We start from the raw sequence: 24366 nt of genomic DNA on the forward strand, positions 1-24366 counted from the left end.
CCTTAGAATTGCCCCAGACTTGTAGAACGGGGAGTAAACGTGACTCCAAATCCAATTGTTTGATAGTTGCTGTCGAGAACGTTTTGTGTGACCGGCGTCACGAGATTGGTGTTGAATGACTGGCTTGCTGCCGTATAGCTTGCATAGCCAGAAAAATGAGTACTGAACCGGCGGGTAAGCTGAGCCCCGCCATAGGTTGTGTCATAGGTTTCATTGGTCGAGGGTGGGGAGGAACCGGTGGAGTATTGCGTCAGGCCGGAGCTTCGAGAGTAAGAGGCAGTTAAACCAAGCACCCAGTCTCGTCCAAAGTTACGGCCGGCAGAACCTGAGAATGTGTTGGAGATGGCGCCTGGCAGGACTCCGGACCCACCGTTCGCTCCCCGCGCATAGTTCGCGCCGGCGTGCCAGTTCTGATAACTATAAGAGAGTCCCGCTGTGATAGATACATTGGTCGAGCCCGGAATAAGGGCACTGTCAGAGCTCGAAATCCACTGCGGACCGACCGAGACGTTAAAGCTAAGCGTTCGACTCAACACCCGTTGATAAGAAACATTGAGACCACGAGTTTGAAAGTCAGGTTGATTGACGCCTGTACTCGTGCTGCCGTAGGAAAACGTCGAGTAGACGCCGGAGACGCTGGCGGAGCTTCGCGCATCGATTCGATGATTCAGAGAGACAACGCCAGAGACTTGGCTCGTATCAAGCCCTTCTTCGTCGCTGCCTAAATAATGAAGGTCTGACCAGGTACCGCTGCCGCTGATCGAATTATTGTGGTTGAGCTGCCGCTCGACACTGCCGCTCAGGCTGTTACCGATACGATCGCCCGCAGTCGTCAGAATTGTCCCGATTGGTCCTGAGCCAGGACCCGAAATGGGAATCGATCCGAGGTCGCCTACTCCAGGGATTCCGGATAGACCCGTCGTGGGCGATTGTGGCAGATAGCTAAAGGAGTCCGAGATATTGAAGATCCAGTGGCGGGTTTCATATCCTTGAGACACCGCTAAGTTCACGAAGCCGTTAGTTCCCTGCCCCCCCTGGTTGCCAAAGATAACACCGCTTGCGACGAGCAGGCTGAAAGGTCGCACCGTGCTGCGGGAGGTGTAAGCGGCATTGCCGGTAAGATTGGTCGAGTACGATGTCTCCCCAGCCCCGTAGTATCCGAACTGAATCACCTCCCCGGCACTGAGAGAGTAATGAAAGAGACCATCGAGATTGGGCAGATTTGGACCCAAAGTCGAGGACATCGACGACTCTGCGGTCGGCACGGCTTGGCCCTGTGCGAAGGAAGGAACCATCGCCAGCAACAAGCCAAAGATCAGTGGTTGAATCCTCATACCTTCCTTCATGGGACGACGATTGTGTCTCCTGGAAGAAGCGAGACCCCCGCATTTTCGCCCTTGAGCGCCTGCTTGTAGTTGAACGGCATCTTCTGCTGCTTGCCGGCAACGGTTCGAAGGATGTAGATGCGTCTCGAGTTCGCAAACTGGGTAAGACCGCCGCCGGTAACGATCGCCTGCAGCGGTGTCATTCCTGGAGTCATGACGACGGGGCCGACCTTCACGACCTCACCCACCAGAAAGATCCGCTGGCTGTTGACTCCGAGGACCACCACCGTAACCACGGGATCCTGAATGTACTTTTTGAGCCGCTGGCTGATGTCGGTCGAAAGCCCAGTCGGCGTCATTCCGGCCGCCGGGATGTCTCCCACCAGCACCATTGAGATCATTCCGTCTGGCCGCACCGGAATCGTGCCCGAGAGCGTAGGCTCCTTCCAGACAGTGATCTGCAGGGAATCTTCCGGACCGATAACATAACGCGACGCTTCCATCGGACCTGCATAGTTTGCACTCGCCGTTGCGGGAGCGTTCGGCGTGGCGGGGGCGGCCGTCTGCTGGTTCGCCGACGTAGCATTCGGTGCTGCACCTTTTGTGGCCGCAGGTTCTGGTATGCCTTGTGCTGCGAGTGACCCAGCCGCAACCGGCAGCAGCAGCAGCAACGCGCCTATGGAACAAAACCGCTTCATCGAATAGCCCTCAACCTTCCTCATGTCCAGTCGCCGTGGATTCACTCATCTATTCTGACGCATCCCCTTTGCGCGTGAGGGTAAATCGCCTTGAATCCATTTAGAAGTTCATGCCCAGGGAATACTCCCTAATACCCCGTCGCTTCAGGATCTGTGAAGACCCCGAATCTTCTACCGGCGGTACTATAGCTTCTAGCAACGCAATGGCCAAAATCTGCACCTCGTCCTTTTTCCCGCGAGAAAACCGGAAAGTATAAGTATCTGACGGGAAAACTGCCGCGCTACCCTCCTTAGTTCCCCATGGTGTGCAGATTATCAGTGCAAGTATGAAAACTTTTTCCCATAGGACGTATCCTTGCTACCACTTTTGTGTCGATAAACTCTAACCCTGTGAACAAACCTAAGTTCCAGGAAGAGGCACGTGAATTGCTTACAAGGATCAGGTGAAGTATAACGTCATACGAGCAACACCGGGGACAACTCACATCATGCCCTATGCCGTGGATCTAGCCGCGCAGGAGGCCAATCCAGAGCCCCTTACCTCCCCTTCGGGCGCTTCAGCCCGGCTGGGCTGGATCTCCTACGCCTCGATCGTCCTCCTGATCGTCGTTCTGTACTACCGCGTCGCTATCAAACTGGTATACGACTGGTTCACGCTCCCGGATTACTCTCATGGCTTCCTTGTGCCCTTTTTCGCCGCCTTTCTCATCTGGGATAAGCGCAAGGTGCTCCAGACCATCCCAATTCGCCAAAGCTGGTTTGGAGTTCCGCTGGTTGTTTTTTCCATCGCTGTTTTGATCCTTGGCGTCTATGGCGTCGAACTCTTCACTTCGCGCATGTCCTTTATTTTCTTGATGACAGGCCTGATCTGGACCTTCTTTGGATGGGCGATGGTCCGCGCCCTCCGCTTTCCTCTTCTGGTTCTTGTCCTCGCGATTCCCTTTCCCGCAATCCTCTTCAACCAGATCACCTTCCCGCTGCAGTTGCTGGCCTCGCGGATCGCCAGTGACATTCTTCCGCTGCTCGGAGTACCTACCCTCCACGAAGGCAATGTGATCGAGCTGCCGGTGATGAAGCTGGAGGTCGCCGAGGCCTGCAGCGGCATCCGCTCGTTGATGAGCCTGTTCACCCTTGCGGTCTTCTATGGCTATTTTCTGGAGCGGACCAATCGGCGCCGCATTATTCTTGCTCTTGCCAGCATTCCCATCGCGGTTGCGGCCAACGTGGCGCGTATCGTCGGTACCGGCTTGTGCGTCCAGTACTGGGATCCCGAAAAAGCGCTGGGCTTCTTCCACGAATTCTCCGGCTGGGTCATGTTCGTTATCTCTCTGGCTTGCCTCTACCTGGTTCACCGGGCCATGCAGCTGATCTCCCCCGTAAAGGCACAACCCAAATGAGATCTCCACGCTTCTGGCTTGTTCTCCTTTTACTCATCTCGACGGCCTTTATTCTGCAGAGCCGAGGCGACGCCGACCGCATCCCGGCGAGCCAGCCGCTTAGCCAGATGCCGGAGCGCTTCGGCGACTGGACTGCGCAGGATATCCCGCTCTCCGACGATACCCTTGCCGTTCTAGGTAAAGGCGACTTTCTCAATCGCGTCTACGCGAGCCAACCAACGACGGTTGGTAGCCCAGTGACAAAAGCCCCCATCACCCTCTTTATCGGCTACTTCGCCAGCCAGCGCACCGGCCAGACCATGCACTCTCCGCAGAACTGCCTGCCGGGTGCCGGTTGGACCTTCGACTCACAGCGATACACCAGCCTCAAGGACATCAACGGCAAGCAATATAACGTTGGCGAATACGTTATCAGCAACGGAGATATTAAACAGTTTGTTATCTACTGGTATCAGGCGCACGGCCGCAGCATTCCCAACGAGTACAAAGCAAAGCTCTACATGGTCACCGACGCGATCCGCACGAACCGCACGGATGGCGCCCTGGTCCGGGTCATCACCCAGGTCCTGCCGTCAGAGTCGTTAGACAGCGCCAGGGACCGGGCCACCCTGTTCACCCAACAGATGGCACCCAATCTGCCCCGGTTCATTCCCGACTAAAGAGCCGGCAGATCAATCTTTCACATAAGTTGTATATCGCATAGCCACGCCGGGCCGCGACAGTATCAATTACAGTGCGAGAATAACAAGACCGTTAGAAGAACAGTTGAGGAAATGCGTGATGCGAACCACCCTCCCCCTGGCAACCCGTCGAATCTCAACAGTGCTTGCCGTCTCGCTGGCTCTTGGGCTCACGGCGGGCTGTCATCGCGATCCCAACAAGCAGAAGCTGCGCTATCTCGAAAGTGGCAAACGCTACGCCGACCAGGGCAAACTCAAAGAGGCGACGATCCAGTTCGCCAACGCCCTCAAAGTCGACCGTAACTACGCCGACGCTCACTACCAGCTCTCAAAGGTCTTTCTCAAGCAGGGTTCGGTCATGCCCGCGTACAGCGAGCTGATGCGCACGGTGGATCTGCAGCCGGGCAACCTGCAAGCGCGTATAGATCTGGGCAACATACTGCTCGCCGGCAAACAGATCGACCGGGCTTCCGCACAGGCCACCGCGGTCCTCGCCATCGATAACAATAACGCCGACGCCCATGCTCTTCTTTCCAGCATCGCCGCGGCCAAAGGGGATCGCATCGAGGCGCTGGCGCAAATTCAGCAGGCTCTGGCCGCAGACCCAAATCGCGCAGCATTCCATGCCTCCCTCGGTCTATTGCAAAGCAACGATCCCACCACGGCTGCCGCCGGGGAAGACCAGCTCCGCAAAGCCGTTTCCCTCGACGGGAAGAACGTAACCGCGCGTGTCGTCCTGGCGTCGCTTCTACAAAAGAAGGGGGATCTCCAGGGCGCCGAGGATCAGATGAAGGCAGCCATTGCTGCCGATCCGAAGAGCGTAATGGCGCGCGCCAGCCTCGCGGATCTTTACCTGCGGCAAAAGGACACGGCCAAGGCTGAGCAGACTCTTCACCAGGCATCGGAGGATCTCTCTGACTCTGAGAGCGGTGCAGGAATGCTGGCTACTTACTACATCCGCACCAACCAGCTTGCCGCGGGGGAGACCGCCTATGCAGACCTCGTCTCGAAACATCCGAAGAGTGCGCCACTCAAGATCGCTTATCTGCGACTTTTGATTCTGAACAAAGACCTTCCCAAGGCGAGGACGGTCGGCGCGGAATTATCTAAAACCGACAGCAATATTCCTGAGGTTGCGGTTCTCAACGGTATGCTTCTGTTGAACGATGGCAAGTCGGCCGATGCCTTTGCCGCGCTGCAGAAGGCAGCCAAGGCCAACCCCGACAATCTGGTTGTCAAGCTCTGGCTCGGCCGGGCAGCCCGCGCCAAAGGCGATATGGGCGTTGCGCAGCAGAGTTTCCGAGATGCCGCCAAACTCAGCCCGGGAAGTCTGGAGGCGCAAGCCGGTCTTGCCGAAATCTCGATCGACACCCACGACTTCAGCACGCTTCATCAGGTAGCCGATACGGCCATCTCTATCAACCCACAGATCGCGGGGCCCTATATCTGGCGCGGTATCGCCGAAGGCAGCCAGAAGGAGTTCGACAAAGCAGACGCGGACTTCCATCAGGCCATCAAGCTGGATCCAAAGAACTCCACTGGCTATCTGGAGCTTGCGCAGCTGCGCCTCTTCCAGCAGAAGATCCCTGAAGCCAAGACCCTGCTCGAACAGACACTCGAGCTGAATCCCAACTCCTCCCGCGCTCTGCGACTGCTGGCTTCTGCTCTCGTGTTTGAAAAGCAGCCAGCGAAGGCACTCAGCCGAGTGCAGGACCAAATCGCCAAGTCACAGCAAAACGGCGACATGTACAACCTTTTGGCAGAGCTGCAGCTGAGCACAGGCGATGCGAAAGACGCGCTTGCCTCGTCAGAGAAAGCGTTACAGCTGAACCCGAACGACAACGCGGCGGTCGTCACCTACACCCGGGCTGAAGTCACCGCTGGCGATCCCGCCAAGGCCGTGGCCAAGTGGCAGCAATGGACCACCGACCATCCCACCGATGCTCAGGGCTTCACTATGCTGGGGACCATGCAGGAGTCGCAGGGCGATCGCAACGGAGCCATGGCCAGCTACAAAAAGGCGCTTGCCGTCCAGCCCGAGCAGCCCATTGCCGCCAACAATCTTGCCTACCTGATGGTGGACACTGGACAGAACCTCGACGTTGCTCTCTCTCTGGCCCAGATTGCGCGGCGCGCCATGCCCTCATCTCCAAACACAGCGGATACCCTGGCCTGGATCTACTATCAGAAGGGTAACTTTGCTTCCGCGCGGGATCTTCTCGAGGATGCCCTCAAGGCGGCTCCCAACAGCGCTTCCATCCACTATCACCTCGGGATGACCTACACCAAGCTGTCCAACACCGCCGATGCCATGACTCATCTGAAGAAGGCGGCGGCGTTGGCTCCGAACACGCAGACCGCGAAGGATGCCGACAAAGAACTCGCGCTGTTAGGCTAAACGCTTCTTTCGAGCTCCCGATACTGCCATCGGCTCCGATACGGCTCCGGAGGATTACTCTCCCTGCAGCAAGCTATCGTAGACGCTGGTGATCTGGCTCATCATGGCCTCGGTCGTGAACTTCTCTGCAGCCAGTCTCTTTCCCTCTATTCCCATCTGCTTTGCCTTCGCGTTATCGGAGAGCAGGCTGATGATCGCAGCCGCCAGAGCAGCAGAATCCTCCGGCGGCACAATAATTCCACTCACACCATCCTGTACCGCCTCCGCATTGCCGCCAACATTGGTGGCGACTACAGGAAGGGACGCAGCCATTGCCTCGACAATCGCATTCGAAAAGCCTTCACTCCGTGATGGCAACACGAAGACCTCGGCGGTGGAGAGATAGTCTTGCAGATTGGTCACGCCTCCAACGAAGTGGAAGCGGTCGGACAGCTTTAGTTCGCTGACCAGTTTCTGCAACTCCGCAAAATACTCTGGCTCCAGAACATCGCCGGCGATGCGAAACGAAGCGTCGGGAAACTTCTCTGCGATAGAGGCGGCGGCGCGGATGAAAACATCGTGCCCTTTTACCCGTCGAATATTACCAACCGTCGCCACGACCGATTCTCCAACTCGTCCTGCTGATCCGGCGTTCGCATTCCAATCCGCCAGATCGAGTCCGTTATAGACCGTCATCACGCGCGATGGATCGATGCCATCGACCTCAATGCAGTGCCGACGCACCTGTTCGGAGACGGCAAACACCCTATCGGGAGCGCCTGCCATCAGACGATAAGCTGCATGATGCTTGCCGGTTCGAAGGATGCCCATATCTCTTCGACTCCAGATGAGCTTAGCGCTCGACATCGCTTTGGTTACAAATCCTGCCCAAATATCGGAGCTTTCAAAGAACGTCTGAACGATCCGAATTCGCTGCTTCTTGAGGAATCTTCTGAGATCAAAGCTGCCTTGCATCGCCGTCAAATCGTACGTGCGCTGCAGAGGCAAAAGATATATAGAGCATGGCGGCGACTTCAGCCCGGCGCTTTCGGGATGGGCAGAGAACGTCAGGATCGATACGCGGTATCCATACTGCGGCAGAAGTGCTGCAAGCTTGAGTACGATCCGTTCGCCGCCCCCCAGTGTTTTGGGGAACTGATCGAGCACGAGCAGCACGTGAGGCAGTTCGGCATGCGCCGCGTCCCCGCTCGATTCCTCAAGGTGAAGCGGCCTAATCATGCTTGTTCAGAGTTTCCCAAAGCCAAGGAAGCTGTGGGCGCCGGACAGACTGACACATCACCGGTACGCCAAAAACGGGTTGGTTGGCGTGGTCACTTCGGGGATAGCCGCTTCCGTTGCGGCTTCGGTCTCGGTCAGCTGAAGCGCTCGAATCGAGATTGCCACAAGGACCCAAAGCAAGCCTGTAATCTCGAGATAAGTCCATCGATCGCCAAAGAGATTCGCGACGACACAGGAACACATGGCGAGAAACAATCCCAGCCCGAGCCCCCGATACAGCGGGTCCTCGGCTCGTTTAAAGAGCCGGTATCCCACGGCAAGCATCTGCTGCAGTAAAACAAGCACGAAGATCGTACCGACGATTCCTGTCTCCACCATCACTTTGACGTACCAGTTATGGGTGTCTCTCAGCCCGTCAAAGTGAGTCGACAAGGCAAAGCTGGCGAAGCCAATGCCGAAGATCGGATAGCTGATAATGGATTCCTCTGCGTCCTTCCACAAGGTAATCCGTTCCTGAGCCGAATCCTCCAACTTCCCGTTGGAGTTGTGAGTCATATCGACACGTTCGCGGACTGCAGTCGGAACAATAGCTTGCCACGTTAAGAGAAAGACTGCAGCGATCACGATAAGCTTGCGGTCCTTCAATAGTCCAAGAATGACGACGCTGACGATGAGGGCCACGTACGATCCTCGGGAGAACGTGTACAGGTCGGCAAAGATCGTCAAGGCAACAAGTCCATAGAAGATCAGCTTAAGCTTCATTTTTTTGACAAACTGGGCAAAACCCCAGAAGAACACGGCGAACTGGGCGAGAAAGGCTGCCGTCTGATTCGAACCGTACCCAAGCGGCCCCACGCTTCTTTTATTCTCATCGAAGGAACCCCAGCTCCGGGACATGCTTTCCAGCAAACAACTCTTGTCGATTGCCAGGAGGGAAAACGCCGTGAGCATGATCACCATCCGCACCGCCTTCCGATCCTCGACGACCATACCAGTCGCGGCGAAGATCAACGGGATCAGAATGTAGTCTTTCCACGCCGCAAAGTTCTGGTCGTCGATCCAGATCGGCGGAGGAGCAGTGCCGAGTGCCGAACCAACCCACATCGTAAGGTAAAGATAGATACCGAACATCAGCCATAGGGGATAGAGCGGCGACTTAGGAATCGATTTCCCTTTGATCAGGGCACCAACGATGACTGCAAACACCAGAATGGTCAGCACGTTGCCGCCGAGCGGATAATCCAAAAAGTGATCCCGCATCGTGCGATAGGGCAGGAAAGGAATCATGTAATAAAGGCCCAACAAAGGGCGTCCAGTCAAAGAGACGATACACATGACCCAGAACCCGAGGTATGCGACCAACGGAATGTAATGTCCGATTCCTAGTCCCAAAGTTCACCCTTCCCGCTGACGGCAAACCTTTCCAGACAGACTCGACGCCACAGACCCGCGTTAGCCATTAGAGCCATACTTTTTTCCGCCCTGCCGCAAAGTTAAAAAAGGCAAGTGCCGCAGCCGCGTTGAGCATTACAAAGGTGCTGGCGATGCCAACGGGCTTGAATCTCTTGGCGGACGGAATCAAGGATCCGCACGCGGCTGCAACGTAGAATAGCACTTGAAGCCAGAAGATTGCGCCGTAAAAAGGCCCTCCCACGACACCGGAAGCTACCAACATCAGCGGAAGAAAGATCGGAATCAGCAGCCGCAGCAGTTTGTGACTGACAAAGCGGAAGAGAAGCGGGTTTGACGGAGAGAGCAGCCAAGGAGCCAGTTGCAGCAATTGGTAGTTCCCGGTCAAGGTACGGACCTTTCGAGAGAACTCCTTCCCCTTTTCATTAAAAAATCGGTCCCGCGCAATCGCTGCCGGTTCAAAAACAACCCGTTTCCCCTGTCGCGCTACATTCATCGGAACAAAGACATCATCCAGAATCGCACCGGGAGGAATCGCGACGTAGAGTTCCCGGCGAATCGCGTAGATCGCGCCGGTCACTCCCACCACTGACCCCGAAGCAGATTCAAGCTTCCTCACCATCTTTTCGATCTTCCAGTAGATGCCGAGCCCTTCGTGCGAATGAACTCCAGAGTTCTCAAGTAACAACTCCCCACTCACTGCACCCACAGTTGGATCGGCAAAACAGCAAGCGAGTTCCGAGATCGCGTTCAGTTCAAGAGACTGCCGCGCATCCAGAAAAACCAAAATCTCCCCCCTGGCGCGACTGACCGCAGCATTCAAAGCCCGCGCCTTGCCACCGGACTCTTCCAGAAGAATAGCGACAACAGGCGGAGACTGTTCCAGAAGAATCTCGGCGGTTCGATCCGTCGATCCATCCGAGGCAACAACTATTTCGAACTGCTCCTTTGGATAGTTCAACATACGGAGGTTTTCCAACTTCGATGGAAGATTTACCTCCTCGTTGCGCGCAGCCATGATGATAGAAACACCAGGCGTATAGTCTGCTTTCCGGATGGATTGCTTTCGAAGGTACACGCAGATCGACAGCAGAACGGCATAGCCAAAGTACGCATAGCCGGTAAGCGCGAGGCAAATCCAGAAAATAAACTTCACCGTTCAGTCCCGTTGTTGCCAACACCGCCAGTTAAAGAAAGATGAAATAGGTAACGAAAGTACTGGTTCGCGTCAGAGGAAACAATCGGCCTCCACCTGCCGAAACCTGCAATCCTCAAAATACCAGCTCCAGGTTTCACGATCCCTCGATTGACGTCATTCTACTAAACGATGCTGCCGGATCAGGATGCGACCCGAATGGCATTTTCGTTCTCTTAGTCGGCTATAGCATCACGTAATGATACTTCGACTCCAAAACGGGCCACCTACCCCTTTCAGGGGACTTCGCGTAACGATCGCAGCTGGCAAATCCAATTCTCTCGACTAAACTGATACCGAGCCCTACCGCCCGTAGTCAGACATGAGACGTAGTAAAGGACCATGATCGGGTACAGATCGGGTCGACAACGTTTCCAATAGACAGATCACCCTTGCGCGATTTCCAGTAAGTTTACTTCGAGTTCAATGTCCAGCAAAAAGCGATTCGCAATCAACGTCGTAACGAACTGGGTCGCCATGGCAGTCGGCATGGTCGTTCCCTTCTTCCTGGCTCCCTTCGTTGTCCGTCATCTCGGCGCAACGATCTACGGCATCTGGATTCTAGCTGTCTCGACAGCCGGGTATCTCAATATGCTGGACCTGGGTTTGCGGAGCGCGATTACTCGCTTTGTTTCAAAAAGCGCGACCGAGGGCGATACCCAGGCAGCGCAGAAGGCAATCGCCGCCACCCTCTGGTTTCGCGGCTTGATCGCTGCCGTGATGGTGATCATCAGTATCGCGTTGAGTGTCTGGTTTGGCGCGATATTCAAAATCCCTCATGACTTAGTGCGCCCGGCACAAATTACGGTTCTGCTCTGTGCTTTAGGAGTCGCCTCTACGTTGGTCGCGGGCGTCTACGGCGGAGTACTCCGGGCGATCAATCGCTTCGATGTTCTGAGCTCGATCACTATGACCCAGACTCTGGTAAGAGCTGTCGGAGTCATCCTTATTCTCCGCAGTGGTCACGGTCTCGTAGTCTTGGCCGTCTGGGAATTCATAATCGTTTTTTTGTCTGCGATCTCAGAGTTCGTGTTTGCGCTGAGACTGTACCCGCCGTGCCGGATTTTTGTCTTCCGGCCCGATATGAAAACCCTCAAGAGCATCTGGTCCTACAGCTTCAAGACATTCATCATCATCATCGCCGTGCACGTCATCTTTTATACGGACAACATCGTGGTCGCGGCTTTTCTCAATGTTAGCATCGTCGCCTTTTATTCCATTGCTGGAAGTCTGGCAATGTATTCGGGGCAGATATCCACTGCGATGGGGACCACCTTTATCCCCATCGCAAGCGGTCTCGATGCAAGCGGCAACTCGGATAGCCTGAAGAAACTACTGACTCGTGGAACCCAGGCCATGCTTGGACTCATGATGCCCATCGGGCTCACCTTGGCCTTGCGTGGTAAAACATTTATCGGCCTTTGGATGGGACCGCAATTCAGCGAGATCTCTGGCACGATTCTTCAGATCCTGATGATCAGCCAGTTCTTCACCATCGGCAACTCGACCGCGTCGCAGATAGCATTCGGAGTCGATAAACACAGGTTAGTCGCGAAGTGGTCAGCAATTGAAGCCGTCTTCAATCTAAGCCTGAGCCTTGTGCTGGTGAAAACGATCGGGCTTTATGGAGTGGCTTGGGGCACATCGATCTCGATGGCCGTCATTCACCTGATCTTCTGGCCACGATTCGTAAAGAAAGAATTCGGCGTTTCGCCTGGAACTTACCTTTGGGAAGGGTGGGGGAAGGTCGTGTTGTGTTCCATCCCATTCGCAGTTGTATCCCTGCTAGTGGACCGCCGTGTACATCCCCACTCTCTCGTGGCTTTTTTTGCTGAGGTCTTGATGACTTTGCCTATATATCTTCTTGCTGTGCTTGCCATCTTCCACAAGCAGGTGTTCAGCGCATTCAAAAGATGGCAGGCATCACGGCGCCCCGTGCTTCAGGGCACGGTCTGAAAGCGATCAGAATGGGGGACTGCATGGCACCCGTCGCTCTAGAATTTGCATCCTCTGATCGAACAGAAGGGATCGTTCTCTCCTACGGTTCGAACGTTGACCAGAATAATTTTGTGCCCGGGTGGAATGATAAAATTATCCAATCGATCGTTACAGGACTGCTACGATGGCTGGAGTGATTCGAGCTACTTTTAGTGCGCCTAAGAGCCCTCAAATGTCCAACTTCTCCGAAGATATTGCACGATATCGATCCGATGGCCTAAGCGGAAGACGTCTTTGGGTGAACCCGGCGGTCTGGGCAGTCGCAACCTATCGATTGGGTCATTGGTTATACTCTGCGAAGCCTTTTATCCTGATTCGCCTTCCCTTGAAGGCCGTGTACTTTTTCGCTTCTATGTTCTGCGAAGTAGTCATGGAAATGTCGATTGATCCGCACGCGATAATTGGTGGCGGCCTATACATCGGCCACATCGGCGGCGTTCACATCAACCCACAGGCGATCATTGGAAGTAACTGCAACATCGGCCATCGCGTGACTATCGGCGCCTCTGCGATGGGTCGCAAGGGTGCACCTATCCTCGGCGACGGTGTTTTCGTTGGTACAGGCGCAACGGTAATCGGAAAGATCAAGATAGGCAATGGCGTCAAGATTGCCGCCAATACGCTCGTCATGAGCAATATCCCCGATGGGGCGACAGTCATGGGCGTACCCGGTCGCATCGTCATGCGAGCCCCTAAGGCTGTCGAATCCCCTGCCCTGCCAGTAGCGGAGACGATAGATGCTAAATGATAGCGATCGGCAGAATCTCCGCAACCGTATCAAACAGGCCACGGCCGTGGAAGATGCGGGAACCGCTGTCACTCACGTACGAAGTCTTCTTGCTTGCTCTAACAAGCCGGCGGATGTTATGTTCTGCGCCTCAGCGCTTACGGGGATAGCCGAAGCCCTCACCAGCCAGCTGCGTGCCAAACGGCTTAAGACTTACATCGTCCGTTCCGTCACAATCGAACCGATCATTCCCTTTCTGAAGACCGAAGCGGTGCTTTCGAACTACGTGCTCGACCTCGACGTAGGCGGCTACGGGTCTTACGTTGATGAACTGCTCAATCCGCAGAGCGCCCTCGCCAAGTTCAACCCCGACCTCGTCTTCGTTCTTCTCGATCTCGAAGACATCGCTGGCCGGCTTCCAGCCCTGTGCGCGGATGGCATCGGAGACGCGGTCGAAGCGGAGATCGAAGAATCCGTTGCTCGCGTAACAAACTTGCTAAGAAGCTTCCGCTCCATCAACTCCGGTCGGATTCTCTTCCAGGGTTGTGTCGTCCCGGACCACACCTCGCTCGGCGATGTCGGTGAAGCGAATCTCCCCCACAGCCTGACCAACGCCGTCTACCAGTTAAACCAGAGACTCGCTGCGGTCTGTCGCACCATCTCCGACTGCGTCTTCTTCGATGTCGATCATCTTGCTGCACGTCATGGCCGCTCTAACTGGCGCGACGTGCGAATGTTTTTAGCTTCGCGACTCCCTTTGTCTTCGGCATCTTTCGGAGCCTATGCGCGCGGCCTCGTTCGTTCGTTCTCGCCACTCTTCCGTGCTCCGCGAAAGGTCCTTTGTACGGACCTCGACAACACCTTGTGGGGCGGAGTCCTCGGAGAAGAAGGCCCCGAAGGAATCGCCACAGGAACAGCCTTCCCGGGCAACTGCTACCTTGAGTATCAGAGATATCTCAAGCAGCTGTCGTCTCGCGGCATTCTCCTGGCCCTCGTCTCTAAGAACAACGACGGAGATGTTCGCGAGGCTTTCCAGATCCGCGCCGCCGACCTCGGACTCACCCTCGACGACTTCGTTGCAACAAAGATAGGCTGGAATGAAAAAACTGCCTCGATTCGTGAACTTGCCGAAGAGCTCTCTCTTGGCCTTGATTCCTTTGTCTTCGTCGACGACAACCCTGTGGAGTGCGAAGCCATCCGCCAGCAGCTTCCTGAGGTAGCCGTCATCGCGGCCCCCGTAGAAGAGCCCTGGAAGCTGGTCGAGGTTCTGTCCGCACAGCCGTTCTTCGACGCAGCCTTGGTGACAGACGACGACCTCAATCGCTTGAACGATTACAAAGCGCAGGCCCAACGAGCAGAGTTAGCCAGCAGCGCAGGCAATCGCGACGAATTTCTCGCCTCCCTGAAGATCGTTTGCACCTTCCTCAGCGCTTTGGACGCGCCCCTAGCGCGTTCGGTCCAGCTCCTCGCCAAAACAAACCAATTCAATCTCACCACCCGCCGCCGCTCGGCAGCAGAGGTGGAAGAGTTCGCCTCCGCAGCAGGTGGTCAGGCAATCGCAGTTCGCGTGCGCGACCGTTTCGGTGATGCCGGCGTAGTCGGCCTCGCTCTTGCGCGCACAGAGGGGACTACTTGTTCGATCGATTCCCTGCTGTTATCGTGCCGAGTGATCGGCCGTGGCATCGAAACCGCTTTGTTGGCCCATCTCGGAGCGAACGCCACACGAGCAGGAGCCCAGAGTCTGGTGGGCGAGTTCATTCCGACCAAGAAAAACGCCCCCTGTGCCGACTTCTATCTTGACCACGGTTTTCTTCAGCAGGCAACATCATGCGACGCCTCTACTGATTCCATCTTTTATCAACTTGACCTGGCCACCGCGGCTCCCGAAAGTCCCAAGTGGCTAACACTGGAAGGAAATGAATCGAATGAGTTCTCAGCAAGTGCCGCCATCGCTTCGTGACATTCTCGCCGATGTTCTCGAAATCTCGCCCGAAGAGGTCACGCCTGAGCTTGGTGTCGGTACCATCGACACCTGGGACTCCTTTCGCCATCTGCAGGCGATCCTCGCCATCGAAGGCGAGTACAGCGTTCAGTTCGATCCCGCCCGTATCGCGGAGCTGACCACTGTCTCGCTCATCCAGGCGGAGCTAATCGCTAAGGGAGCGACACTTTGAACGTTGAGGATCTCAGAGCCAAACTTCGCCATGTGCAGGAGATTAGCGCGCACCCGTCCACTCCTTGAAGTCGTTCAAGCTCCGATCGGATACAACCTCTGTATGATTCAGCCAAGCTTCTCCAATCTGTTTGAGACAAAATCATTGCTCGTTGAATCGAGACGAACCCGGTGACCCAGCCGCCAGACAGACTCTACCTTCTCTATCACGAACTACGGCCCAGCCGGAGCGATTACTCTTACGTCGTCGAAACCGATCAGTTCGAGAAACACATCGATCTTTTCTTCAAGTTAAGAAAAGTCGAGAAAGCACCTGGTTTCTATCCGGAGATCACCTTCGACGACGGACACATCTCAAACTTCGAGTACGCACTGCCGATCCTGCAATCGCGTGCCCTGAAGGCATGGTTCTTCATCACCACAGGCTGGACAGGCCAAAAACCTGGCTACATGGGCTGGCCAGAGTTGCGCGCACTGCATGAAGATGGCCAACAAATCGGAGCACATGGATGGTCTCACACCCTGCTCACTCATTGCGATCAGTCACAGTTGCAAAAAGAACTGCTCGAAGCTCGACTCACCCTCGAAGACAAGCTGGGAACTTCAATCACCACGATGTCTCTGCCCGGTGGCCGTTCGAACCAACGAGTCCTCTCTGCCTGTCGACAAGCCGGTTATACCCAGGTCTTCACGTCGGTCCCGAAAGCAGAGCCCCAACCTGCACGATCCACCGTGGGCAGGCTCAACGTTCGTGGCGACATGACGCTGGAGTGGATCGCGAAGCTATTCCAACCCGAGAGCGGCGTTCTGTCCGGTCTCCAACGGCAACATCAGATCAAAGCCACCGCAAAAACTCTACTTGGCGACCACCTTTACGAAAAACTCTGGGCTCTTCTCAACCGACAGGAGCCGTCTACCGACGTGAGAGACGCTGCAAACTATGAAGATCCTGCACATCATCAGTAGCGGCGGAATGTACGGCGCAGAGGCCGTAATCCTGAACATGTCGCGCAGTCTGAATGAAAGCTCGCACGCAAGCATCCTCGGCGTTTTTTCGAACTCCGCCAATCCGAATCTACAGCTTCACGTAGTTGCGACCGCACAAGGCGTCGAATCGCATCTGATCTCTTGCGCCGGACAGATCGACCGCACCGTATCCTCGAGCATTCGAGAGCTTGCTGTTCGCACCGATGCGGATATCGTCCACGCCCACGGCTATAAAGCCGACCTTTACTGCTACTTCGCCTTGCGCAGATCAAGTATTCCACTCGTCTCGACCTGCCATACCTGGTACGACAACGATCTCATGCTCTCTTTCTACGGAATGGTCGATCGAATGGTGCTGCGAAGCTACGCGGCAGTAGTCGCAGTCTCGGAGGAGGTAAGAAAACGGCTCTTGAAGGCTGGCGTTCGCGAAGAGAAGATCCACATCGTTCGGAACGGCATTGACTTGCGTCCTTTTGACGATGCCGCTCCGGCGTTGCGCAACATCTCATCCCAAGATCATTCCGCTATCGTCGGACTCATCGGCAGGTTAGCCACGGAAAAGGGAGTCGACATCTTTCTTCGAGCTGCCGCGCAGGTCCTGATAAAACTCCCAGCCACGAAGTTCGTCGTAGTCGGCGACGGACCGGATCGCGAACAACTTGAGTTACTTATTGATGAGCTGAAGATTCGCGAGAATGTTTTAATGCTCGGACGCCGCGATGATATGCCTTCCATCTATGCCTCGCTCGACATCATGGTCTCCGCCTCTCGCCAAGAAGGTCTGCCCATTGCGATCCTCGAGGGCATGGCAAGCAGCCTGCCCATAGTTGCAACCGCAGTAGGCGCGGTGCCAACCATCGTTCTCAATGGCCGTACGGGAGTTCTCGTTTCTGCGGAAGACGCCGAGACGCTAGCATCCGAGATCGTAAAACTACTCACTAATTCCACGCAGCGACAGCAGTTCGGAGCAGCAGCAAAAAAACTCATTGAAGCGGAGTTCTCCGCCGAGCGAATGACAGCGGACTATCTCCACATCTACGAACAAGCAATCATGACGAAGAAGCAACACGCAGCCACCGGCTCAATCTCCTCCGCCGTCTCACAAGGAAAGACCAAGTGAGCGAAGATAAGCAGAGACCAACCGTCTTCATGATGGATCTCTTGGCCACCGTGCCCTACTATACGGCGTATCTCTCACAGGCGCTGCTGAAGAAGCGAGTCAACCTAACCGTCGGTTCCATCTCCTACTATCTCGACCCAGGTTGTTTCTCAAATCGAGGTATCAAGCTCGATTCGGGATTTATAAACGTCGTCGGCAACTTCCAAATGCCACGGCTCCCGCGCAGAGTCCTGAAGCTCCTGGAATCTCTCCTCAATCTCGCTGCGCTGTCATTGCGCTTCCTCGTCTCCCCACCCGACATCGTTCACGTGCAGTTTCTTCCGATGGTGGCCGGGCCCCTGCCGCTCGATCTATGGTTCGTCCGCCTCTGCCAGCGACGCGGCTCGAAGATCGTGCTAACCGTTCACGATCTACTCCCCCACAACACGGGCGAGAGCCACAGGCAAACCTTCCTCGATCTGTATCAAATGGTCGACCGCATCATCTGTCACTCCGAAAGCATTCGAGAGAGACTCGCGATTGAGTTCGCAGCGAAGGAAGAAAAGGTCACGGTCATTCCTCACGGCCCATTCTTTTACGACCTTGCTGCAACCGCCGAACAAACCCTGCAAAGCTTCGAGCTCGATCCGCGAACATTGCTCGTGCTATGGCAGGGCATCCTCTCCCCCTACAAAGGAATCGATCTTCTGCTCGAGGCCTGGCAGAGCGTGGAAACATCCGTTGAAGACGCTCGACTGCTGATTGTAGGCACAGGACCGGCAGAGCTGATCGGCCAGATTCGCGAGCAGATTCGCAACCTGAAGCTGCAACGTGTCCAGCTTCACCCACGCTTCATCTCCACGGAAGAGCTCGTAGCTCTCTACCGAGCGGCAGACATCGTGGTCTATCCCTATCGCGCGATTACAACCAGCGGTGCGCTCGCGACTGGACTGGCGTTGGGCAAAACCATCATCGCCAGCGACCTCCCTGTCTTTCGTGAGTTACTCACAGATCGCGAGACTGCATTTTTTTTTGATCCCCAAAAACCAGCCGAGCTGGCCGACGCGATCACTCAGCTTCTGGGCGATGCGCTTCTAAGAGAACGACTTGCAGAAAATGTGCGAAAGATGAACTTTGGCGAGGAGTCCTGGCTTTCCATCGCGGACAAAACAATTGACTGTTACAAATTCGTCCAGCCTCCTGAGCTATGGTATAAAAAATGAGTAATTCCCTTTTTGAAGCGTTCGTCGTTGTAAGTCGTCGCTCTTTCTCTCTGCCGGTTCTGATGAGTTAGGAGATCGCTCTCTCAAGAGCAATCTTTCTCAGGCGGGCAAGACCAATTCGATATAGAGCGACTCAATTCGTATCCTCTCTGTTCCCTACTAGCAAGCATCGCGATGGACCTGCTTCGTTGGCTCCAAGACACGCCACGAACCTCATGACGTATGCCTCGTCGAGCCTCAAACGTCTGTGCAACGAATGTGGGATAGCAGTACCGGCCTGATATATTCTTTACTGACTTGGTAGGTTACTTTGGTAATTAATTCTTAGTCCCCCCAAGCTCTGCCTTTTTGTGTCATTTGCGAACTCACTGCATGCAAACCAAGCTGGACATGCAGATGAGGAACTTTGCCTCGCGATAGACGAAGTGGGCCCCGGTTTCCGTTAGAGGGTAACTGTAGTAACCATTTCAAAACAAAATATTCATCCGGATGTCCAGGCCCCGATTTACTTTCGGCTCTGGGCAGCACGATTTGACTAACCAATTCCTCTTTGTACGGAGCTTATTTTGCGAAAAATCTTCAAAACCCTCGTAGCCGTCCTCTCCCTCGCGCTTCTCTTCTTCGGTCTGGATTCGCTCTCCCCGTCACAGACAGCAAGCGCCGCTACCACGCTAACCATCACCACCACCTCGGTCCCAAAAGCGACCCTCGGTGAGGCCTACACCACGACGCTCAAAGCTACCGGGGGCACGTTGCCTTACCACTGGAGAGCTGTGCCCGGCAAGCACGTCCCAGGCTTCACTCTCGGGGAAGGCGGGGGCCAGTTATTTGGCACGCCAACTGCCGGCGGCACGTACCCGCTCTCCTTCACGCTGACAGATTCTTCCTCCCCAGCTCAAACCAAGACTCTCAAAGTAACAGTCGTAGTCGTCGCCCCGGCTCTCTCTATTACAACGACCTCGCTTCCTGCCAGCAAGAAGTCGACCAAGTACTCAGCGGCCTTGACCGCAACCGGAGGGTCCCCGACCTACAAGTGGTCCCTCAGCTCTGGCAAACTCCCCACCGGCTTGACGTTTGCTTCGACAGGAATCCTTAGCGGCACACCCTCCGTCACCGGGACGTACTCCGTAGGCTTTACCGTCACGGATTCCTCGTACCCCGCCCTCACCAAGTCCTCCGCCCTTTCGATCGTTGTAGGAACAACAAGTTCCACTCCGTCGCCGCTCTCTATTACCACCACGGCCCTCCCCGCCGGCACGACGGGGACCAAGTACTCGGCTTCCATGCAAGCAGCTGGAGGCAAACCGTCCTATACCTGGTCCATCAGCTCCGGTAAGCTTCCTGCCGGAGTTGCTCTCGCAACCACAGGCACCCTCTCCGGCACACCAACGGCTACCGGGACATTCCCCATCACCTTCGCGGTCAAGGATTCTTCGAGTCCCAGTCTCACTAAATCCGCATCCATTTCAATGGCCGTCTCAGCAGCCAGTAAGGCTGCGCTCACCATCACATCGGCGACGCTCGCTGCCGGCACCGATGGCTCAGCCTATGCCTCGCAGTTGAAGGCCAGCGGCGGCTCACCTGCCTACACGTGGTCGATAACCTCCGGCAAACTGCCCGCGGGCCTCACCCTCGCAGCAACCACCGGCACGATCTCCGGAACGCCCTCGGTTACCGGAACCTCCACCTTCACAGCCACAGTCAAAGACAGCAGCAACCCGGACCAGACCAAGTCCGCCAGCACCTCCATCGCCATTACAACCGGAGCACCGCAGTCGGGTGGCCCTGGGACGACGTGGTACATCCGGGCGGATGGTGGCACGAACACCCAGTGCACGGGCAAGACGAACGCAGCCTATCCAGGTTCTGGCAGCGGTCAAGCGTGCGCCTTCAATCACCCCTACCAGATGATGAACTCGTCGGGAGCCTGGACCAGCTTTGCCGGGGGCGACACGATCCAGTTTGCCGACTCCAGCTCTGCGGCGCACACGTATTACATGGGCGAGCAGAATGCGGGAATAGGAACCGACTGGCATTCGCAGCTGAACGTTATCTGCCCTCAGCCGAATGCAAACGACAGCCAGGGATTCGAATGCGTCCTGCCTGCTCCTCCCTCCGGCACTGCCGGGCAACACACCCGGATTCTCGGCCAGAATGCCGGCAGCTGCCACGACTCCGCGCACACTCACTTAGTCAATCCCACCGTGCTCAGCGGCATCGACAACGCCTACTGGGTGCTCGATACCCGCGCAACCAACTACGTGGATATCTCCTGCATCGAGATCACCCAGCCCGACACCTGCACCACGGCGGGCGGCGCTGGCTCACCGGGCAACTGCGGTAATAACGTGCCTAACGCGGTGCGCTTCGGCGGCCTCGTCCTCAACTACGGGACCGATCAAGGTCCGTCGAACCTGACCCTTCAAGATGTCGCCGTGGTCGGTGTGGCAGGCAGCGGCATCCTCGGCAGCCATCTCAACAAATCCAGCAGCGATGTATTCTCCGCAACCGACGTCTACGTGATCGGCAACGGACAAGCGGGCTGGAATGGAGACGGCGGAGGCTGCGACGGCTCAGCCGCCAATGACTGCGAATCCGTTGGAACCATGAACCTGTCTCATGTGATCGTCGACTGGAATGGCTGCATGGCCGTCAAGCCGTACGACATGACCAAGCCCGATACCCAGAACAAATTCAACTACTGCTACGGACAGGTAGACGGAGGCTACGGCGACGGCTTCGTTCAGATCGCCGCCGGTGACATGACCTTGAACGTGGACCACAGTTACTTCCGCTGGAATACCCAGGACGGATTCGATTCGCTCCACCTCTCCGACGACGTGACCACCTCGCCTTCGATCCACATCTCGGACTCCTGGTCGGAGGGCAACGGCGGTCAAACCTTCAAACTTGGCGCCGGAGCAGCCTCTTCTGCCATCAACAACGTCTCCATCGGCAACTGCCGCGTGCTCGCCACGGCCTCGAACTTCCCCCTCAACCCCTCGGGCTGGGCTCTCGACAGCGCTGACACCTGCCGCGCCGCCGGCGACCAATGGGCCTTCCAGTTGGACAACGGCACCGTCATCACACTCGAGAACAACACCTCGGTCGGCTACGGCAACACCATGTACGACCTCGAATGTGCTGCTAAGGCTCCCAACTGCGCGGCCAACGGAGCCAAGTTCATCTTCAGAAACAACATCAGCAAGGGCTATCCCGATCCCGGAAACGGTAACAGGCTTGCTTCCGGCATCTACCTCGGCACCGGAAATGTCTTCGCCAACTCCGGATCGGAGATCGACCACAACCTCTGGAACACGATGAATACAGGATGCCCCGACAACTCCGTCACCGCGGGATACGAGAAGATATACACCTGCGGCGATCCCAATCTGGGCGGTGAGTCCAACATCAACGCCATCAACCCCAACCTCAACTCCTCCAGCCCCGCCATCAACTCCGGTATCGCCATCTCAGGAATCACCGTCGACTTCAACGGAGTTACCAGAGCCAACCCGCCAGCCATCGGCGCTATGGAAAAATAAACAAAACCACAACCCCAACCCAGCCGGCCGCGCAACTCTACGCGGCCGGCTTTTTTTGCGCTCTTCCTCTCTCCCATCCCCAAACAACCTCCAATCACGACCGTCTATACTAGGCTCGCAAAACTCATAGAGTCCCTCGGAGACCAGAGCTTATGAACGTTCGCATTTGTCTCAAGACGCTTTGCGTACTGATCGTCGGATGGGCATGCCTGCCGCTTTATGGAACAACCTGGTATGTGCGGCCGGATGGAGGAACTCGATACTCCTCCAACGTCTCTAACGGTCAATGCGATGGCAAAGCCGACGCCGCACCCTCTGGCGGAAAAAATCAACACTGCGCGTTCAAGGATGTTCGTATGCTGTGGCAGGATGGCAGCTACTCCAATGGCACGAAATCTCCAGGCTGGGGATGGGTCATCGCGGGAGGCGATACCGTCATCATCCGTGGTTCGATCGGCACCGGCGTCTCCTACAGGGTCGGGTGGGATCATCCCACATATTCTTGTGATAAGAACCCGTGCTGGGGCCTCACGGGAGACCCCTACGGCTCCGGGGCTCCTCCGCCACCATCGGGCACTGCCGCGCAGCACACTCGGATCCTCGGCGAAAACTATGCTTCATGTCGAAGCGCTTCGGCTAAGACACAGCTTCACGGCGGATGGGCAGCCCTCAACGTGCTTAATCTCTCCGGCACATCGTATGTGGATGTGGCTTGTCTGGACATTACGGACTTCTCCGCCTGCGGCAAAGCTGCGCAGAAGGTCGGGTGCGGTTCAGGCCAGGACTTCGCCCAGGTTGGAATTCGACTCAACAATAAGACGACAAACCTCACGCTTACCGATCTTCATCTTCACGGCCTCGCTGTTTCAGGAATCGCTGGCCCAACCGGAGACGGCGTCGTCATGGACTACATCGATATCCAGGGCAATGCCAGTTCTGGTTGGGACGCCGACGACGGAACCACCGGCAAGGGTAGCCTGCTGGTGCAACACTACGACATCAGCTGGAACGGTTGCGCCGAAAAGTATCCGATCGTGCATCCTCTGCCCTATGGGGACTGCACCGATCAGGACCATGGCGGATACGGCGACGGCTTCGGAACGGCCACAAAAGACAGTGACCCTCCCGGATGGCAAGTACACTTCGATAAGGGAACCACCAGCTATAACACCCAGGACGGTTTGGACGCACTCCACATCGGCGGCGCCGGCTCCAGCATGACCGTTACAGATAGCCTCGCCTTCAGCAACATGGGACAGCAGATTAAAGCAGGTGGCTCGCTGACGACATTGACCGGCAACTACGTCGTCGGAAACTGCGACGCTATGTCCCACCCGATCCCAGGCACGCCGCCGGCGTACAACGCTAACCTCAGCCTCTTCTGCCGCGCCGGCGATACCGCGATCCTCATCAAAACAATCGAAGACCGGCCTGCGATCTTCCAACACAACGTTATCTACTCCAACAACCACGTTGCTTTGGAAGTTGAATATGAGGGAGATCGCCCATCGCCCAGACATGCACTCAAATATGACGACAACATCTTTGTCGGCTTTCACAACTCTGAAGGACACTACCCGTCGCCGATCTACGGCGAAACCGACCTGAAGATGTTGACCAATCCAGGTGCCAGCTTTAACAACAATGTCACCTACCATCCAAAAGGCGATTGGAAATGCCCCGCCACCGAGCTGCATGAGACAGGTGGTAGCTGCAGCAACCCGCACCTGAAAGATGAAACATGGCATCCGTTTGGTTACGGGGATGTTTTACCCATCAAAGCCGTAGACAAGAGTTCGTTACCGCCCGCATCGGAACCTCATGCAGCCTTGCATGCTTCTACCTTGATCGAGTCCCTGGGTGCAGCAGTGCTGGTGACCGGCGCATGGCAGGCGTGGCGATACCTGCGTGACCGAGCAACCAAAGTCTAACTAGGGCTGGGACGTCTCATCAGATTTAAGAAGAGTGACCCTGCGGTTCGTGGGGTTATAGGCATGAAGAGTTAGCACAACTGGGTCCCTTCTCCCTCTGTAGATCAGTGTTCTCTGCACCATACCAACACCTGCCTTGCGACTAACTGCTCCCTACTCCAGGCCTTCGCATCCCACCTAATCACAAAAGCTTCTCTTCTTCCCCGCCATTGAGCCGAAGCTGCAGAAAAGCTGAAGAACGCACTCTAGATCATTGACCACCCCATCCTTTCTCAATCCGAACTACAGCTAAACACCAAATTCTCCGACAAACTTATGCGAGCTTGTTTCAACTCGCAGACGTTGAGAGCCCGTATGCCTCT

General features: G+C 55.9%; 17 protein-coding genes. 12 read left to right on the plus strand and 5 right to left on the minus strand.

Annotated features, from left to right (window positions below):
• Window positions 1-2 precede the first annotated feature (2 nt).
• Both HDF08_RS14785 and HDF08_RS14790 read right to left on the minus strand, forming a co-directional pair.
• Window positions 3-1334, minus strand: coding sequence for a BamA/TamA family outer membrane protein (locus tag HDF08_RS14785; RefSeq protein WP_179639388.1), 1332 nt, complete (start codon window positions 1332-1334; stop codon window positions 3-5).
• Between the two features lie 8 nt (window positions 1335-1342).
• Window positions 1343-2047, minus strand: coding sequence for a polysaccharide biosynthesis/export family protein (locus HDF08_RS14790; RefSeq protein ID WP_257031158.1), 705 nt, complete (start codon window positions 2045-2047; stop codon window positions 1343-1345).
• 464 nt (window positions 2048-2511) lie between these two features.
• On the opposite strand from HDF08_RS14790, the gene HDF08_RS14795 reads away from it, so the two are divergent.
• The 3 genes from HDF08_RS14795 (at window position 2512) to HDF08_RS14805 (ending at window position 6498) form a co-directional block, all read left to right on the plus strand.
• Window positions 2512-3420, plus strand: a complete 909-nt coding sequence (locus tag HDF08_RS14795) for an exosortase/archaeosortase family protein (protein WP_179639389.1) — start codon at window positions 2512-2514, stop codon at window positions 3418-3420.
• Window positions 3417-4079: an exosortase C-terminal domain/associated protein EpsI gene (locus HDF08_RS14800; RefSeq protein WP_179639390.1), complete on the plus strand. Its 663-nt coding sequence runs from the start codon at window positions 3417-3419 to the stop codon at window positions 4077-4079. The genes HDF08_RS14795 and HDF08_RS14800 overlap by 4 nt, the downstream gene beginning before the upstream one ends.
• A 121-nt stretch (window positions 4080-4200) precedes the next feature.
• Window positions 4201-6498 carry a tetratricopeptide repeat protein gene (locus HDF08_RS14805; protein ID WP_179639391.1) on the plus strand — a complete coding sequence of 766 codons (2298 nt, stop codon included), beginning with the start codon at window positions 4201-4203 and terminating at the stop codon, window positions 6496-6498.
• A 54-nt stretch (window positions 6499-6552) separates the two neighbouring features.
• On the opposite strand, the gene HDF08_RS14810 is transcribed toward HDF08_RS14805, so the two are convergent.
• From HDF08_RS14810 to HDF08_RS14820, 3 genes are all read right to left on the minus strand, one after another.
• Entirely contained in the window at window positions 6553-7716 is a 1164-nt protein-coding gene (locus HDF08_RS14810; protein ID WP_179639392.1) for a glycosyltransferase family 4 protein, read from the minus strand.
• 57 nt (window positions 7717-7773) lie between these two features.
• The gene (locus tag HDF08_RS14815) at window positions 7774-9003 is read right to left on the minus strand and encodes an O-antigen ligase family protein (protein ID WP_179639393.1); all 1230 of its coding nucleotides are present in this window, start codon (window positions 9001-9003) and stop codon (window positions 7774-7776) included.
• A gap of 172 nt (window positions 9004-9175) precedes the next feature.
• A complete protein-coding gene (locus HDF08_RS14820) occupies window positions 9176-10282 on the minus strand; it encodes a glycosyltransferase family 2 protein (RefSeq protein WP_179639394.1) in 1107 nt (368 codons plus the stop codon).
• 465 nt (window positions 10283-10747) lie between these two features.
• On the opposite strand from HDF08_RS14820, the gene HDF08_RS14825 reads away from it, so the two are divergent.
• The 9 genes from HDF08_RS14825 (at window position 10748) to HDF08_RS14865 (ending at window position 24004) form a co-directional block, all read left to right on the plus strand.
• The gene (locus tag HDF08_RS14825; protein WP_179639395.1) at window positions 10748-12277 is read left to right on the plus strand and encodes a lipopolysaccharide biosynthesis protein; all 1530 of its coding nucleotides are present in this window, start codon (window positions 10748-10750) and stop codon (window positions 12275-12277) included.
• 418 nt (window positions 12278-12695) lie between these two features.
• Window positions 12696-13067 (plus strand): serine O-acetyltransferase, encoded by a 372-nt coding sequence (locus HDF08_RS14830; RefSeq protein ID WP_179639396.1) that lies wholly within the window; start codon window positions 12696-12698, stop codon window positions 13065-13067.
• Window positions 13057-15006: an HAD-IIIC family phosphatase gene (locus HDF08_RS14835; RefSeq protein WP_179639397.1), complete on the plus strand. Its 1950-nt coding sequence runs from the start codon at window positions 13057-13059 to the stop codon at window positions 15004-15006. Before HDF08_RS14830 ends, HDF08_RS14835 begins: the two co-directional genes overlap by 11 nt.
• Complete coding sequence (locus HDF08_RS14840) at window positions 14972-15220, plus strand: acyl carrier protein (RefSeq protein WP_179639398.1); 249 nt, start codon at window positions 14972-14974, stop codon at window positions 15218-15220. The genes HDF08_RS14835 and HDF08_RS14840 overlap by 35 nt, the downstream gene beginning before the upstream one ends.
• A gap of 170 nt (window positions 15221-15390) precedes the next feature.
• Window positions 15391-16185: a polysaccharide deacetylase family protein gene (locus HDF08_RS14845; RefSeq protein WP_179639399.1), complete on the plus strand. Its 795-nt coding sequence runs from the start codon at window positions 15391-15393 to the stop codon at window positions 16183-16185.
• Window positions 16160-17326: a GT4 family glycosyltransferase PelF gene (gene pelF, locus HDF08_RS14850; RefSeq protein WP_179639400.1), complete on the plus strand. Its 1167-nt coding sequence runs from the start codon at window positions 16160-16162 to the stop codon at window positions 17324-17326. The genes HDF08_RS14845 and pelF overlap by 26 nt, the downstream gene beginning before the upstream one ends.
• On the plus strand, window positions 17323-18528 hold the full coding sequence (locus HDF08_RS14855) for a glycosyltransferase family 4 protein (RefSeq protein ID WP_179639401.1): 1206 nt from the start codon (window positions 17323-17325) through the stop codon (window positions 18526-18528). The genes pelF and HDF08_RS14855 overlap by 4 nt, the downstream gene beginning before the upstream one ends.
• 566 nt (window positions 18529-19094) lie before the next feature.
• Complete coding sequence (locus HDF08_RS14860; protein WP_179639402.1) at window positions 19095-22073, plus strand: putative Ig domain-containing protein; 2979 nt, start codon at window positions 19095-19097, stop codon at window positions 22071-22073.
• A 152-nt stretch (window positions 22074-22225) separates the two neighbouring features.
• Entirely contained in the window at window positions 22226-24004 is a 1779-nt protein-coding gene (locus tag HDF08_RS14865; RefSeq protein ID WP_179639403.1) for a hypothetical protein, read from the plus strand.
• Window positions 24005-24366: the final 362 nt, after the last annotated feature.

The sequence above is a fragment of the Tunturiibacter empetritectus genome (genome assembly GCF_013410875.1).
GTDB lineage: Bacteria > Acidobacteriota > Terriglobia > Terriglobales > Acidobacteriaceae > Edaphobacter > Edaphobacter empetritectus.

Excerpts from the sequence above, each read along its gene's own strand:
- HDF08_RS14840 (WP_179639398.1), top strand. The coding sequence starts at position 14,972 with ATGAGTTCTCAGCAAGTGCCGCCATCGCTTCGTGACATTCTCGCCGAT.
- HDF08_RS14805 (WP_179639391.1), top strand. The coding sequence starts at position 4,201 with ATGCGAACCACCCTCCCCCTGGCAACCCGTCGAATCTCAACAGTGCTT.
- pelF (WP_179639400.1), top strand. The coding sequence starts at position 16,160 with ATGAAGATCCTGCACATCATCAGTAGCGGCGGAATGTACGGCGCAGAG.
- HDF08_RS14790 (WP_257031158.1), bottom strand. The coding sequence starts at position 2,047 with ATGAGGAAGGTTGAGGGCTATTCGATGAAGCGGTTTTGTTCCATAGGC.
- HDF08_RS14835 (WP_179639397.1), top strand. The coding sequence starts at position 13,057 with ATGCTAAATGATAGCGATCGGCAGAATCTCCGCAACCGTATCAAACAG.
- HDF08_RS14785 (WP_179639388.1), bottom strand. The coding sequence starts at position 1,334 with ATGAGGATTCAACCACTGATCTTTGGCTTGTTGCTGGCGATGGTTCCT.
- HDF08_RS14815 (WP_179639393.1), bottom strand. The coding sequence starts at position 9,003 with ATGATTCCTTTCCTGCCCTATCGCACGATGCGGGATCACTTTTTGGAT.
- HDF08_RS14795 (WP_179639389.1), top strand. The coding sequence starts at position 2,512 with ATGCCCTATGCCGTGGATCTAGCCGCGCAGGAGGCCAATCCAGAGCCC.
- HDF08_RS14830 (WP_179639396.1), top strand. The coding sequence starts at position 12,696 with ATGTCGATTGATCCGCACGCGATAATTGGTGGCGGCCTATACATCGGC.
- HDF08_RS14800 (WP_179639390.1), top strand. The coding sequence starts at position 3,417 with ATGAGATCTCCACGCTTCTGGCTTGTTCTCCTTTTACTCATCTCGACG.
- HDF08_RS14825 (WP_179639395.1), top strand. The coding sequence starts at position 10,748 with ATGTCCAGCAAAAAGCGATTCGCAATCAACGTCGTAACGAACTGGGTC.
- HDF08_RS14810 (WP_179639392.1), bottom strand. The coding sequence starts at position 7,716 with ATGATTAGGCCGCTTCACCTTGAGGAATCGAGCGGGGACGCGGCGCAT.
- HDF08_RS14865 (WP_179639403.1), top strand. The coding sequence starts at position 22,226 with ATGAACGTTCGCATTTGTCTCAAGACGCTTTGCGTACTGATCGTCGGA.